Annotated in this window: 11 protein-coding genes; 6 read left to right on the top strand and 5 right to left on the bottom strand. The window is 45.3% G+C overall.

The features are described from left to right. The first annotated feature begins 191 nt into the window (after positions 1-191). Both NIASO_RS00345 and NIASO_RS00340 read left to right on the top strand, forming a co-directional pair. Positions 192-1,295, top strand: coding sequence for an MBL fold metallo-hydrolase (locus NIASO_RS00345; RefSeq protein ID WP_044046241.1), 1,104 nt, complete (start codon positions 192-194; stop codon positions 1,293-1,295). Between the two features lie 223 nt (positions 1,296-1,518). Then, positions 1,519-2,589: a glycoside hydrolase family 18 protein gene (locus NIASO_RS00340; RefSeq protein ID WP_008582306.1), complete on the top strand. Its 1,071-nt coding sequence runs from the start codon at positions 1,519-1,521 to the stop codon at positions 2,587-2,589. Between the two features lie 5 nt (positions 2,590-2,594). On the opposite strand, the gene NIASO_RS00335 is transcribed toward NIASO_RS00340, so the two are convergent. Together NIASO_RS00335 and odhB are read right to left on the bottom strand one after the other, a co-directional pair. After that, entirely contained in the window at positions 2,595-3,764 is a 1,170-nt protein-coding gene (locus NIASO_RS00335) for a methyltransferase domain-containing protein (RefSeq protein WP_245605206.1), read from the bottom strand. A 47-nt stretch (positions 3,765-3,811) separates the two neighbouring features. Next, entirely contained in the window at positions 3,812-5,053 is a 1,242-nt protein-coding gene (gene odhB / locus NIASO_RS00330; RefSeq protein WP_008582311.1) for a 2-oxoglutarate dehydrogenase complex dihydrolipoyllysine-residue succinyltransferase, read from the bottom strand. A gap of 153 nt (positions 5,054-5,206) precedes the next feature. On the opposite strand from odhB, the gene NIASO_RS00325 reads away from it, so the two are divergent. Beyond that, on the top strand, positions 5,207-5,857 hold the full coding sequence (locus NIASO_RS00325) for a response regulator transcription factor (RefSeq protein ID WP_008582312.1): 651 nt from the start codon (positions 5,207-5,209) through the stop codon (positions 5,855-5,857). 259 nt (positions 5,858-6,116) lie between these two features. Here NIASO_RS00325 and NIASO_RS00320 read toward each other — a convergent pair whose 3' ends face one another. After that, the gene (locus tag NIASO_RS00320) at positions 6,117-8,870 is read right to left on the bottom strand and encodes a 2-oxoglutarate dehydrogenase E1 component (RefSeq protein ID WP_008582313.1); all 2,754 of its coding nucleotides are present in this window, start codon (positions 8,868-8,870) and stop codon (positions 6,117-6,119) included. A 243-nt stretch (positions 8,871-9,113) separates the two neighbouring features. Between NIASO_RS00320 and rpsT the strand changes: the two genes are divergently transcribed. Beyond that, positions 9,114-9,374 (top strand): 30S ribosomal protein S20, encoded by a 261-nt coding sequence (rpsT, locus tag NIASO_RS00315; RefSeq protein WP_008582315.1) that lies wholly within the window; start codon positions 9,114-9,116, stop codon positions 9,372-9,374. Between the two features lie 720 nt (positions 9,375-10,094). Here the strand turns inward: rpsT and murQ are convergent. Beyond that, positions 10,095-10,922 (bottom strand): N-acetylmuramic acid 6-phosphate etherase, encoded by an 828-nt coding sequence (gene murQ, locus NIASO_RS00305; RefSeq protein WP_008582316.1) that lies wholly within the window; start codon positions 10,920-10,922, stop codon positions 10,095-10,097. 13 nt (positions 10,923-10,935) lie between these two features. Further along, positions 10,936-11,778 (bottom strand): N-acetylglucosamine kinase, encoded by an 843-nt coding sequence (locus NIASO_RS00300; protein WP_008582319.1) that lies wholly within the window; start codon positions 11,776-11,778, stop codon positions 10,936-10,938. 279 nt (positions 11,779-12,057) lie between these two features. Between NIASO_RS00300 and NIASO_RS00295 the strand changes: the two genes are divergently transcribed. Both NIASO_RS00295 and NIASO_RS00290 read left to right on the top strand, forming a co-directional pair. Further along, a complete protein-coding gene (locus NIASO_RS00295) occupies positions 12,058-13,647 on the top strand; it encodes a S41 family peptidase (protein ID WP_008582320.1) in 1,590 nt (529 codons plus the stop codon). Between the two features lies 1 nt (position 13,648). Beyond that, positions 13,649-15,010, top strand: coding sequence for a pyridoxal-phosphate dependent enzyme (locus NIASO_RS00290; protein WP_008582321.1), 1,362 nt, complete (start codon positions 13,649-13,651; stop codon positions 15,008-15,010). The last annotated feature ends 8 nt before the right edge of the window (positions 15,011-15,018 follow it).

Genomic DNA, 15,018 nt, shown 5'->3' with positions numbered 1-15,018 from the left:
TATCGTTTCACGTCTGACGATACAATACATTGTTATAAGATTAGTGGGGCTGACTAAAAAATATTTTTCAGGCGGCAAGACGGTAAGTTTTAGACGAATGAAAACAAGACCCTCCCGTATTTCCGGTTTCCCGGCTGATCATTAGCTTGCTGCTTTTTAGTCAGCCTCCGGATAAAGAGATAATTAGCAAAATGATGATCTTATTTTTTCTGGCAGTGATACTTATATTGGTCGCAGTGACTTATTGGTACATGCGTTTACCACAATTTGGCAGGCCTCCTGCGGGTGAACGCTTCCAGTTGATGCAACAATCTCCCCGATTTAAGAAAGGGAAATTCGAAAACCTCCGTTTTACGCCCACACTTACAGAAGGATACAGTATGTGGGGCGTAATAAAAAAGCAGTTGTTTGCAAAGTTGCCGCGCAGACGACCAACGGATAGCATACCTTCAATAAAGACAGATCTATCCCAACTGCCATCCAACCGCAACCTGCTTGTCTGGTTTGGCCATTCTTCTTACTTTATGCAGATCGATGAAAAACGTTTTCTTATTGATCCCGTACTAAGTGGCAATGCCTCACCCCTGTCCGGCACGGCACGGGCCTTTAAAGGAAGCGATATTTACAAAACCGAAGACCTGCCTTCCATCGACTATTTATTGATCACACATGACCATTACGACCACCTGGATTATAAAACCATCCGTGCAATACAATCAAAAGTAAAACAGGTTGTTTGTCCACTGGGCGTAGCCGGGCATCTTATCCGATGGGGCTATGATGTAAAAGACATTATCGAAAAAGACTGGAACGAAACCACTCTTTTGGATGCCGGTTTCCGTATCACTACCCTGCCGGCACGCCATTTCAGCGGACGGGGGTTTACCCGGAATAATACATTATGGACTTCCTATTTGTTGCAAACACCATCACTTACGGTATACATTGGCGGCGACAGCGGCTATGATACGCATTTTGCAGAAATAGGAAATAAGTTCCCGGGTATTGATGTAGCTATATTAGAAAACGGGCAATACAATCCGGCCTGGCACGCCATCCATATGTTGCCACCAGAAGTATTAAAAGCGGCGAAAGACCTGAGAGCAAAACGACTATTCCCTGTGCATTCGTCAAAATTTGCGCTGGCACAGCACCCCTGGGATGAGCCATTGAAAGAAGTAACAAGACTTAATGAAACCGACCCGATCCCGTTAATAACGCCAGTGATCGGCAGCATTGTTTACCTGGATGATCCGGGCCAGCAGTTTGAACCCTGGTGGACGAAAATTCAATAGCGCTATATATTTTTCCTGCTGATGTATGCTGATTTCTCCGCCGATATTCGCGGATTTTTATGCTGCATAGAACCTGGCTGTATCAAAAACAGAAGCGAATCAATGCCGGGAAAGCAGGAAGATATTGCTTTTAACTTACCGTCTCACCGGCTTACCGGCCGAACATCACTTTTGAGACAACCTCGCTTTTATTTATCGTATATTGGTGATCAAATTTATTGCTGTGAAAAATTGGCTCCTGGCGTTGATCTTATTACAAATTGTCGGCACGGCTTCTGCGCAAAAAAATTACAAAACTGTAGCCTATTATTCCGGCGACAGCGCTACCCTGATACAGTATGACTTCAGCCACATCACGCACCTCATCTACGGATTCGGGCACCTGGACAGCCTGGGGAGATTCGCCATATTTAAAGCAAAAGACACGGCAGTATTAAGAGGATTTCAAATTGTAAAAAGCCAACACCCCCAATTAAAAATAATGATCGCCCTGGGTGGCTGGGGCGGATGCAGGCCCTGCTCGCAGAGATTTAGTCATCCCGACAGTATCGATTTTTTTTCCCGGTCGGTAAAAGATTTTTTAACCGCATTTAAACTGGACGGTATCGACCTGGATTGGGAATATCCCGCGCTAAAGAACGTTCCGGGTTATCCTTTTGCACCGGAAGACAAACAAAACTTTACCCGGCTGGTATCTTCCCTCAGGAAAGCATTGGGCAGGCAAAAGATTATAACCTTTGCCGCAGGCGGATTTCAGACGTATTTAGATGAAGCCGTTGAATGGAAAAAACTTTCCCCACTGATTAATTTTGTCAACCTGATGACCTATGATCTGGTACATGGCTATTCCACCAGGACCGGCCATCAATCTTCTTTATACAGTGCATTGCCGGAAGAAGAATCGGTAAACCGGGCGATCGGGTTCTTCAAAAAAATACAATTCCCGCTTCAGAAAATAATTGTAGGCGTGCCGTTTTATGTACGCGTATTCCAGACAGATTCAGCCGTAACTAATGGACTGTTTCAACCGGCGCGGTTCCTGTTTATGCGGGGGTATCGCTGGAATAATGATTCCCTTTCTTTCCATAACGGGTTCGCTGAATATTGGGATACAAAAGCACAGGAACCTTATTGGTTCAATAAAGAACGTAATTTATTTGCAACGGGAGATAACCACCGGTCACTAAGATTAAAGATCGATTATATCAAAAAGCAGCACCTGGGTGGCATTATGTTCTGGGAGCTTTTTTACGATACACCCAAAGACGGGTTACTCGACAACCTCCATTTTTAACAGCATCATGTTTTTTTTAATAACGCCCCAAATAGCGTATCGGCTTTTCTATCATAACCGGTGATCACCTGCTGCTCCACCACCTCGAAACCTTGTGCGGTTAAAAAGGCCACCTGGTCTTCATTTTCCGCTTTAAAAACCGAACACGTAATATAGAGCAGATAGCCGCCCTTTTTAACGTGCCGCACACTGTTTTGTAAGATGCTTCGCTGCAATTTTGTATAGTGTACAATCTGTTGGGGATTAAAATAAAACAGTTGTTCCGGTGTGCGGCTCCAGGTGCCGCTGCCGGTGCACGGTACATCCGTAATAACCAGATCAAAAAGGGCATTGCTCAACTGATCATTTGGCTTTGTTGCATCACCAATAAACGCACGATAGTTATTGATTCCCGCTTCACGAAACCGTTCTTTTAAATTGGCAATAATAGAAGCGCGGATATCTGAAACGGTCAGGTCAACTACCCCCAGTTCATCCACCGCTAAAATGGATTTGCCGCCACTGGCCGCGCAACAATCCCAAACGCGGATTTCTGATTTTTGATTTGGAATTTCTGATTTAAAATGTTTCAAAAAGAAACTAATTTCCTGTGAGCTAAGGTCCTGCACCACCACCTCTTTATTTACAGAAAGCACCTCACCCACCCTGGCCGTATTTAATAGCCTTAAAGCAGCTCCCTCTTTTTCAAAAGCAACACCGGCATCTGTCAGTTTCTTTAAAACCGCCTCTTGATTACCCGGGCGAATGCGCAGGAACAGGTCGGGCTGTATCAAAAAAGATCGTTCCAATGCGGCGGCATCAATGGCCGCGCTTAATTTATCCTTCCAGGGGAAAATACCCGGCGGCGCCTCATCCGGCACTTTGTATGCTGCAATGATCTGATTCCATTCAGGACCGGGGGCCTTATCGGACTTTTTTAAACCCAACAGCACCTGCTGCTCCAGCGAAAGATCGGTAAAAGCTTTCCCCAGCCGGAAATAACAGTAACAAAGATGCGCAATCTGTTTCCGGTCTTTACTCCCCATCTTCTTATGGGCGGCAAAATGATGTTTGAGGAAATGAGCAAGCGGCTCTGCCCCTTTGTATTTCCGGAGCACGTTTATCGCGCTATTTAAATAGGAATAAAAACGCCCCAATCCTTTGGGGGGATCTGGTATGGATGAATCAGTTGACAATGGGTAAAAGTAAAACCTGTGAGGTCATAAAGACCTCACAGGTTTATTTATAACTCCAGTAACGTTTTAATCGGATCCTGCTGTATCAGCAGTAAAGTGGGGTTTTCAAGCAACTCTTTTATCCGCACCAGGAAACTTACAGACTCCCGTCCGTCCACTATTCTGTGGTCATAGCTCAGGGCTATGTACATCATTGGGCGGATCACCACCTGGCCGTTCTCGGCAATGGGGCGTTCCACAATATTGTGCATACCCAGTATTGCGCTCTGCGGCAGGTTAATGATAGGCGTGCTGATCAATGAGCCGAATACGCCACCATTAGTGATGGTAAAAGTTCCACCCGTAAGGTCTTCTGCGGTTAATTTGCTGTCGCGCGCCTTTTTTGCAACATCCAGAACGGCTTTTTCGACACCCGCCATGCTCAGACTTTCTACATTGCGGATCACCGGAACGGTCAAACCTCTGGGCGTGCTCACGGCAATGCTGATATCGGCATAATCATGGAAAATAATCTGATCGCCATCGATATAGGCGTTCACGGAAGGCCATTCAGCTAATGCTATAGCGCAGGCTTTGGCAAAAAAGCTCATAAAGCCCAAACCAACCCCGTGCGCCTCCTTGAACTTATCTTTATACTTTGCCCGTATATCCATAATGGGCTTCATGTTCACCTCGTTGAACGTGGTGAGCATGGCTGTTGTATTCTTTGCTTCTACCAATCTGCGGCTGATGGTTTTACGCAGGCTGGTCATCTTTTGTACGCGTTCATTACGACCAAACAATTCCCCACCGTCAAAAGATTTTTTACCCGGGTTTGCCAGGGCCGACAACACATCTTCTTTCAGTATTTTACCGGAATATCCGGAGGGGGTAACATCTTTGGGATTTACGCCCTTATCTGCAATAATTGCGGAAGCTACCGGGGTAGCTTTTACATTCGCCGGAGCCGCTTCTTTGGCCGGAACCGGTTTATCCGCAGCGGGCTTTTGTGCCTCTGCAGGGATTTTGTCGGCAGGCGCCTGTTCGGATCCTTCAGGAGCTGCCGGTTTCGGCGCCGTATCATCAATGGTGGCAATGGTATCTCCGATATTCAACGTATCCCCTTCAGCCACCTGGGTAGTTAAAACACCCGCCTTTTCAGCATTTACCTCAAAAGTAGCTTTTTCGCTTTCCAGCTCCGCGATAACTTCATCACGATTAACATAATCCCCCGAATTCTTAACCCACTTTAACAAGGTCACTTCATTAATAGACTCTCCAACTGTGGGAACTTTTATATCAATTGCCATAAAAAAACTTGCTTTTAAAAGGTACGGCAAAGTACGGCAAAAATTATTAATAATTGTAGTTTAACAGGAATCAAATCAGGTAAATAGGCCCCGATTCCGAATATCACCCAAATTAGCTATTTATGGCCCCCTTTTATATTGTACTTTTAAGGTATGAATCCATCAACCATAAAAGTGGCTGTTTTTGACGATAACGCTTACCGTAGGGAAAGTTTGAATATGTTGATTGACGCATCGCCCCGGATGACCTGCACCGGAACTTTTTTTGACTGCAGCAATGTTATAAATGATATCCGCAAAGCGGAACCAGATGTGGTGCTAATGGACATTGATATGCCTAATGTAAACGGCATCGAAGGGGTGAAAATCATAAAGGTCAACTTTCCTCATGTGGCCATTCTGATGCAAACGGTTTTTGAGGACGACGATAAGATCTTTGCTTCCATATGCTCCGGTGCTTCGGGGTATATTTTAAAAAAATCCCCCCCGGCGCAACTGCTGCAGGCAATTGAAGATGTCTACAATGGCGATGCAGCCATGACAGCATCTATTGCCAAAAAAGTGTTGACTGCTTTTCAGAAAAACGTATTTTTTGAGAACAATACACCAGAAACTACGCTTACAATAAGGGAAAAAGAGATATTGAATCTCCTCGTGAAAGGGTATTCCCGCAAAATGGTGGCGTCTGCCTGCAATTTGAGTATCCACACGGTAAATACCCATATTAAAAATGTATATGAAAAACTGCAGGTGAACTCAGTTTCTGAAGCCGTGGTAAAGGCGCTTAATCAAAAACTGATTTAAAGAGCTCATGTTTAGTTTTGAATAGATAAAAAAGGGCGGAATTTCTATTCCGCCCGCTGTTTTTAAACTAAAGTACTTTTAGGCCGGTAAAGCGTGAAGGCGGTAAGCCGGCAAACTCTCCATGGTCCGCTGATTCTAGCAGAAAGCCATAGAGGCACTGAAACGCTGAATTTTTCTGTGTTTCAGTGGCAAAAAGGCCCAGCATCTCAGCCAATCACTAAAACTATGTGGTTAAAAATCCAAACAAACACTAATCTTATTACATAGAAAACGCCGTATTGATGATCTCTTCCTGCTCTGCCTTATGCACTTTCATAAAGCCGGAAGCCGGTGCCGCGCCAGGTTTACGCCCGATGATGCCATAATTAATATCTTTCAGGTTCATTTGCAGGAAGGAAGCCGCACCCATATTTAACGGTTCTTCCTGCACCCAATACCAAACGGCATTTTTGTATTTGGCGTACAAGGCATCCAATTGCTTTTTAGGCAGCGGATATAATTGCTCCATACGAATGATGGCGACGTTCTTACGATTATCTTTCAATTGTTTTTCTGCCAGGTCAAAATAAATTTTACCTGAACAGAACAATACCGTTTTCACTGCTACCGGATCATCGGCAAAGGTATCATCGATCAACTCCTGGAAACGGCCTTTCGTAAATTCCTGCTGCAGGGAATAACTGCCGGGATGCCGGAGGTTGGCCTTAGGCGCAAAATTGATCATAGGCTTCCGGAACGGCCACTTCAGTTGCCGGCGCAGTGCGTGAAAATAATTGGCGGAAGTGGTAATATTGGTAACGATAATATTCAGTTCGGCACAAGACTGTAAGAAGCGTTCGATGCGCGCACTGCTGTGCTCCGGCCCCTGTCCTTCAAAACCATGAGGCAGCAGCATTACCAACCCGTTCATCCGGTTCCATTTTTGCTCAGCACTGGTGATAAACTGATCGATCAATGTTTGCGCTCCATTGGCGAAATCACCAAATTGTGCTTCCCAAAGCGTTAACACATTGGGAGACGCCAGCGCAAAACCATATTCAAAGCCCAGCACCGCATATTCGCTCAACAGCGAATTGTAGATCCTGCACTTGGCAGTGGCGCCGGGTATCTGGCTTAGCCGATTATAGGAAACATCCGTAACCTCATCTCTTAACACAGCGTGCCGGGAGCTAAAAGTACCGCGGCCTACGTCCTGGCCAGACATACGGATATCATGTCCTTCCAGCAATAAGCTTCCAAAAGCCATCAGTTCGCCGGTGGCCCAATCAACTTTATGTTCGGTGTCCAGTAATTTTACTTTATCCTGAAGCAGTTTGGCCACTTTCCGCAGCGGCGTAAATCCTTCAGGGAACTTCATCAGGGCATTGAATACCGTTACAAAATCCTGTCCGCTGATAGCCGTATCCGGGCTTTTATCAAAATCATCCGGGGCCGCCTTACGCAGGCTTTTCCATTGCAATTCAGGTTCCTGGTAAGTATACGGCAACGGATGCTGCTTTACTTCATCCAGGCGGTCCTGCAGATCATCCCAGAATTTCTGCTCCATTTGCTTTGCCAGTTCCTTCGCATCCTCTTCACCGCCATCCAGCAGGTATTTTATATACACTTCCCGGGGGTTGGGATGTTTATCGATCAAGGCGTACATCGTGGGTTGGGTGAACTTGGGGTCGTCTCCCTCATTGTGCCCGTGCTTGCGATAGCAAACCATGTCAATAAACACATCCGCATGAAACTCATTGCGATAACGTACGGCAATTTCAGCACATTTCACCACTGCTTCGGGGTCATCGCCATTCACATGCAATACCGGCGATTGTACCATGGCGGCGAGCGATGTACAATAGTCTGCGCTCCGCGCATCGGAAAAATCGGTCGTGAACCCAATCTGGTTATTGATAACAAAATGAATCGTACCACCAGTGTAATACCCCTTCAGTTTAGACATTTGCAGCAGTTCGTACACCACACCCTGACCGGCCAATGCCGCATCGCCGTGTATTAAAATGGGCAGCACACTTTCATAACGCTCATTGTGCAACAGGTTGGCGCTGCACCGGGCAAAGCCCAACACCACAGGATCTACAGCCTCCAGGTGCGACGGATTGGGCATCAGCTTCAAATGCACTTTTTCCCCGTTCGTAGCATCAATCACGCTACCATATCCCAGGTGATATTTCACATCCCCGCTACCCATGGTTTGGTTAATTTCCCCGGTTCCTTCAAACTCGCTAAAGATCTGTTCGTAGGTCTTGCCCAGGATATTAGCCAATATATTCAGCCGGCCGCGGTGCGCCATCCCGATCACTACTTCCTTTACGTCCATTTCGGCGCCTTTGTTAATAATGGCGTCCAGCGCGGGGATGGTGGTTTCCCCACCTTCCAGCGAAAAACGTTTTTGCCCTACATATTTTGTATGAAGGAATTTTTCAAACATCACCCCTTCGTTCAATTTTTCCAGGATGCGTTTTCTTTGTTCCAGCGGCAAGGGATTGGTGAATTTCTTTTCCATCTCGTTGGTCAACCAGTCTACTTTTTTCTGGTCGCTGATGTATTTAAACTCGATACCCACATGCCCGGCATAGCATTTTTTTAAATGAGCCAGTATATTCCGGAGCGTGGTGGTGCCCAGTCCGATAAGGCTTCCGGCTTCATATTCATGATCCAGGTCCTCCTCTGAAAGTCCGAAAAACGGAAGGTCCAGGTTGGCGCCCCGGTCTTTTCTTTGTTTAATGGGATTGGTGTCCGCCAACAGGTGTCCTTTATTCCTATAGCCCAGTATCAGGCGGTAAATGGCAATTTCCTTCCTCCAATCTGCCCCTGTAGCCGATGATTTAGTGCCGGCAGCCGCTGTTGTTCCGTTTTTTTCCGCCAGTCCATTGCCCACGGCAAAATCAAATCCTTCAAAAAATTTTTTCAACTCGGTATCAACGCCCCCGGGGTCTTTCACAAACTCCTTGTACATATTCTCAATAAATTCCGGAGAAGAGCTCGTGATATAGGAAAAATCTTTCATTGTAAATCAGCTATTTATATATTATTTATTTAATCAGCTTTAAAAAAATCCTGTTTTCAAAAATTGCCCCACAAGATACGCAATATTCGGGCAAACCAAACGTTCTCTTTTTTTGATTTAAGATATATTTTAATAGCGAAACAACCTATAAAGATTGAAATCTAAATAAATTATTGGTAAAATAGCAATAGTTCATTTATTTCCGTTACCTTTGCCGTCCGAAAAATCATAAAAGAAAGAGCAATGGCGAATCATACAGCTACAAAGAAACATGCACGTCAGGCCTTAAAACGTCGCGACAGAAACCGGTATTATGGTAAAACTACCCGTAATGCTATTAAAGAGTTAAGAGCGGCTGAAGGCAAGGATGCAAAGGCGAGTTTACCTTCTGTTGAAAGCATGATCGATAAATTAGCGAAAAGAGGCGTTATCCATCGTAAAAAAGCTGCGAATTTAAAAAGCAAGCTGGCGCGGAAGATCAATGCTGATCTGGCGGCTAAGTAGTTATAAATTTTTTATTTGTTTAAACAAAGGAAGAGTATGCGCTCTTCCTTTTGTTGTTTATATTTCATTCAATGTCATTTCGTTAAGCTTTCACCGCTCATGGCTTTTGGGGACGGTGTCTATCGTCAACAAACTTAGCAGCCTTGCAAAAGTTCATTTGTCATACAGTCTTTTTACTTCCAGTGGTAGCTTCTTTTTTTGTTTTTTTCTTACTTTTTTCAGTCGATAAAAAAGTAAGAAAAAAATCTTGTTCGCAAAAGGGCAAATCCTGCCTAGGCTCTTTCGTTTTGAATACTCTTTGTTTTGCCCGGCAGGAACGCAGCTTCTTATTAGAAAAAACTATTCCCGGAAAAAATCAGCGCAATAAGGGCACTTCAAAGTGAAGCGAAAAGCAATTTCAACCTTGACCTTCGGCAAGGTCTTAAAGCCGCTTTTCAATTTGGGTCTTCGCGTGCTTGGCGGTCGAACAGCCGGAGGCATTCGTTCGACCCTGCCCTTTTTGCTCCACTTTTTGGTCCCGAATGCTTTCGGGAAAAAAGTGGAAAAATAGAACAACCGAGAATCGTAGGAGCTGTACAAACCTTTAGAAGTCTAATACATCCGCCTTGGGATTCCCGTCTCTCAATATTCTTTAACGCTTAACAAACCGACATTGATATTTCATTCCGAATAAAAGGAATTTGCTGGACTATCGCACACGTTCAGCTTCGCTAAAATATATTATGATTGCTGGGTATTTTCATATTCAATTACCGCATTTTTAACGCTTTTATTACGGATCAACAGTTGCTTGGCCTGCTCATAATCTTTTAGCCCGGTTTGCTCCATTACCATTTTGGTTCCCCGGTCGATCAGCTTGGAGTTGGTTAGTTGCATATTTACCATACGGTTGCCTTCTACCCTTCCCAACTGGATCATCACCGTGGTGGAGATCATGTTCAGCACCAGCTTCTGCGCGGTTCCGCTTTTCATTCGGGTGCTGCCGGTAACAAATTCGGGGCCTACAATCACTTCAATTGGGTGATCAGATACTTCGCTGACCAGGGCATTGGGGTTAGAAGTGATGCTGCCGGTAACAATACCTCTTTTGCGGCACTCACGCAATGCACCGATTACATAGGGGGTAGAACCGCTGGCGGCAACCCCTACTACTACATCCTGCTCATTTATATTATAGGTTTCCAGATCTTTCCAACCCTGCAGGTCGTCATCTTCCGCATTTTCCACAGGCGTCGTAATAGCCTTGCTGCCCCCGGCTATCACTCCAATAACCACGCCAGCCGGCAGCCCATAGGTAGGGGGGATTTCGCTGGCATCCAGTATTCCCAGGCGGCCGCTGGTTCCGGCCCCAATATAAAATAACCGGCCGCCCACGACCATATGTTCCACAATGGCTTCGATCAGCTTTTCAATAGCCGGGATCACTTTTTCCACGGCCAGTGGTACGGTCTGATCCTCCCGGTTCATTGAAGACAACAACTCAAGGACCGACATCTTTTCAAGGTGATCATAGTTGCTCGACTGTTCTGTAATTTTTTCTCTCGTCATATAAAAAAACAACTTAGGAATGATATTCGATAAGTCCTTTCATTGGTTTCTGCAGTATTTTACCCAATTCAAAACTATAGCTGTTACACAGCTCTTTTATAACATCTTTAAAACCAAAAGCAATACTCCCCACAAAATTAACCGGATATTTCCAGGTCTCCTGAAATTTACAAAGATGCGTGAAGAAAAAGTCATTTAACCCGTCTTCGATGATGTTCTCCACCATATAATGCCCGCGGTTGTCGGCCAGGAATTTTGCAAACCCGGCCAGGTAACGGTTGGGTAGCGGTTGTTTATATACCCGCTCCAGGATCTCATTTGCATTGGTTACATATGTTGCGTCAAAACGGGCACGCAGGTCTTCATCAAATGTATTATAGAGATAATATTGAACCACTTTACGTCCCAGGTACGCCCCACTCCCTTCGTCTCCCAGTACATATCCCAGACCAGGGTTATTTTTGCGGATCGCTTTCCCGTCATAATAACAAGAGCTCGACCCTGTGCCTAAAATACAGGCGATCCCCTTTTGTCTTACACAAAGCCCGCGGGCGGCGCCCTCCACATCGTGCCAAACTTTGACACGTGCCTCTTTAAAAACCCGCTTCAGGCTTTTTTGAACCATTTTTTGATTATCCGGGTTGAGGCAGCCCGTACCGTAATAGTACACTTCATCAATTACAGCATTTTTCAGTTTGGGCAGCAGCTCTTTACCCAAAAGCGCCGCAATCTGGTCTCCATTTAAAAAATAAGGGCTTACCCCGCTGGTTAGCACCGTTTTGATTTTCCCGTTGTTTAGAAGGCACCATTCGGCTTTTGTTGAACCCGCATCCGCGATGAGTTGCACTTTTGTCATTGAGACTGCAATTTTATCGAAATGATTTAATACTGCTTGAAAAATTATAATCGTCCAAATTCTATTCCACTATATTATCCTGAATCCTGAGGCAGTACTTACCACTGTAGCACTCGAAATAGTTTAGGGCTATTCCTCGTTACCATTGGTTTAAGCTGCAATATAAGTATTAAAAAACGGCTTATTTATAAAATAATAACAAAATAGATTTGATTTCTGAAATAAACAGTAAAGATTGGCTATTTTGCAGCCCCTCGCAGGCAACTAAAAAACATACTGATGAAAAAGAAATTTGAGGTTTGGTTACCGTTATTGTTTTCCCTTGTGCTAATCATCGGAATGTTTATCGGCTACAAATTAAGAAGCGCCCAGCCCAACGGGGGCCTATCCGTAGGTAGCAGCGGCTCTGCATTAAATGAAGCAGCGGCAATCATTAAACAGAAATATGTGGATTCTGTTAAAATCGATTCATTGGAAGCTAACGCGATCCGCGAAATGATGGATGAACTGGACCCGCATTCCGTATACCTTCCCCCGCTTGACCTAAAGGAAACTACGGAGGATTTATCAGGACAATTTATGGGCATCGGCGTTGAATACAAGCTGATCCGGGATACCGTAAATATCTTATCTGTTTTTAAAAACGGGCCCAGCGAAAAGGCGGGGTTAAAAATTGGTGACCAGGTTATTAAGATAGGTGATTCCACCGTTGCCGGGAAAAAAGTTGCCGCAACAACGGTCAGCAATCTTATAAAAGGCGCCATAGGCACAAAAGTAAACTTACAGATTCTGCGGGGCAACCAGTTGTTGCAGGTGCCCGTAACAAGAGCCGATATTCCCAGGCCTACACTGGTGGCGGCTTATATGATCGATAAAAACATTGGCTACATCAAACTGGACCGGTTTGGCAGCACGAGCTACCGGGAATTTATGGAAGCCATGGAGCAACTGAAAAAGCAGGGGCTGACCCAACTGATCTTTGACCTGCGCGGCAATGGCGGCGGGTATATGGATGCTGCCATCGATATCGCCGATGAATTTTTAAGCGGCGATAAATTGATCGTTTATACCGAGGGGCTGAATAGCCCCAAAAAAGAGTACCGTTGCAAAAGACCCGGTGTTTTTGAAACGGGGAAACTGACCGTTTTGGTTGACGAACTTTCCGCCAGCGCCAGCGAGATCCTGAGCGGCGCCTTACAGGACTGGGACCGGGCCATGATCGTTGGCCGCCGGACTTTTGGAAAGGGACTGGTGCAGGAAATATTCCCTTTAAGTGACGGCGCCGCCCTTAAACTAACAGTGGCCCGCTATTATACGCCACTGGGAAGAAGTATTCAACGCCCTTATAATAAAGGGAAAAAAGTATATATGGACGAAGTATGGAGCCGCTATGCCAACGGGCAGGCCTACTTTGCCGATAGCAATAAGGTGAATACAGGGAAACAATATAAAACCCCCTCGGGGCGTATCTTGTACGGCAGTGGAGGTATTATGCCGGATATTTTTGTGGGACTGGATACCACAAAGACCTCAAAGGAAATCAATAAGCTTTTCTTTAATGGTTCTTTTAATGAATTTGTACTACATTATTATCTTGATAATCAGAAGGTGTTAGACCCCTATCCCTCTCCGCTTACCTTTTCGCAGCAATTTCAGCCCGGGAAAAAAATGTGGCTGGAATTTGTGGGCTGGGCAAAAAAGGACTCTGCCAACCTGTCCACCGTTCCCGATTCGGAACGCGTAAGGGTTGAAAACCGGATGGAGGCCTACCTGGCCCGTTTTAAATGGAGAGATAATGGCTTTTACCAGGTATTGAACCTGACGGACCCTGTAGTAGCCCGGGCAACCGATTATTTAAAAACCCAATAATATGGATATAAAGAACAATATACTTGAAACCATCGGGAACACTCCTTTAATCCGGTTGAATAAGATCACAAGAGAGTTGCCTTGCACCGTAGTTGCCAAAGTAGATTATTTTAACCCCGGCAACAGCATTAAAGACCGCATGGCCATTAAAATGATTGAAGTGGCCGAGGCGGAAGGGAAATTGAAACCGGGGGGAACAATTATTGAAGGAACCAGCGGCAATACCGGAATGGGTCTGGCTTTGGGAGCCATTGTAAAAGGATACAAATGCATATTTGTTACTACCGATAAACAGTCCAAGGAAAAAGCAGATGTACTAAAGGCGATGGGGGCAGAAGTAATTGTTTGCCCCACCAATGTGGAACCAGAAGACCCCCAAAGCTATTATAGTGTGGCGGCAAGACTGGCGAAAGAAGTTCCCAACTCCTACCACATGAACCAGTACGATAATCTTGCCAACCGGCTGGCGCATTATGAAACTACCGGCCCGGAAATATGGAAACAGACCGAAGGGAAAATTACGCACTTGGTTTGTACAGCCGGTACCGGCGGCACCATTACCGGCACCGCCAAATACCTGAAAGAACAAAACCCCGACATTAAAATATGGGCCGTGGATGCCTATGGCTCCCTGCTTACCAAGTACTTTAATACCGGCGAAATTGATATGAACCAGGTGTACCCCTATTTTAGCGAAGGCTTTGGGGAAGATTTTGTGCCCAAAAATTATGATATGTCGATCATTGACGCTTTCACCCAGGTAACGGATAAAGACGGCGCTGTTATGGCCCGTAAGCTGGCAAAGGAAGAAGGCCTGTTTTGCGGTTACAGCGCGGGAAGTTGTTTAAAGGGGTTGATGCAATTGAAAGACAGTCTCAAAAAAGACGATCTGGTAGTGTGCATTTTCCATGATCACGGCAGCAGGTATGTAGCCAAGATCTATAACGACCAATGGATGATGGAACGCGGCTTCCTTGAGGTAAAAACCTTTAAAGACATTATCAGCGGGCGTCCGGCAAACAATAAGCTTATCAGCGTAAAAATCGATCAAACGGTTAGTGATGCGGTTGAGCTGATGCGTAAATATGACATTGAACTGATACCTGTAATGAACGGTACGGGAATGGCGGGCTCTATTAGTGAAAACGGCCTTTTCCAGAAAATATTCTCCAATCCCGATCTAAAAAATGAAGTGATCGCCAACGTAATGGAAGCGGCATTTCCTTTGGTAGCTTTTGACACGCCGCTCGAAAAGCTCAAGTCTTATCTGACAAAAGTAAACGGCGCAGTAATGAGTAAGGACGAAGCGGGCAATTACCACATCATTACCAAATATGATGTATTGCAGGCCCTGGGCAGTTGATGCAACAC

Source organism: Niabella soli DSM 19437, assembly GCF_000243115.2.
GTDB lineage: Bacteria > Bacteroidota > Bacteroidia > Chitinophagales > Chitinophagaceae > Niabella > Niabella soli.
This window is presented reverse-complemented; position numbering and strand designations above follow the sequence as displayed.

Coding starts and splice junctions, on each gene's coding strand:
- NIASO_RS00290 (WP_008582321.1), top strand. CDS start 13,649: ATGGATATAAAGAACAATATACTTGAAACCATCGGGAACACTCCTTTA.
- NIASO_RS00325 (WP_008582312.1), top strand. CDS start 5,207: ATGAATCCATCAACCATAAAAGTGGCTGTTTTTGACGATAACGCTTAC.
- NIASO_RS00300 (WP_008582319.1), bottom strand. CDS start 11,778: ATGACAAAAGTGCAACTCATCGCGGATGCGGGTTCAACAAAAGCCGAA.
- NIASO_RS00295 (WP_008582320.1), top strand. CDS start 12,058: ATGAAAAAGAAATTTGAGGTTTGGTTACCGTTATTGTTTTCCCTTGTG.
- NIASO_RS00320 (WP_008582313.1), bottom strand. CDS start 8,870: ATGAAAGATTTTTCCTATATCACGAGCTCTTCTCCGGAATTTATTGAG.
- rpsT (WP_008582315.1), top strand. CDS start 9,114: ATGGCGAATCATACAGCTACAAAGAAACATGCACGTCAGGCCTTAAAA.
- murQ (WP_008582316.1), bottom strand. CDS start 10,922: ATGACGAGAGAAAAAATTACAGAACAGTCGAGCAACTATGATCACCTT.
- NIASO_RS00345 (WP_044046241.1), top strand. CDS start 192: ATGATGATCTTATTTTTTCTGGCAGTGATACTTATATTGGTCGCAGTG.
- odhB (WP_008582311.1), bottom strand. CDS start 5,053: ATGGCAATTGATATAAAAGTTCCCACAGTTGGAGAGTCTATTAATGAA.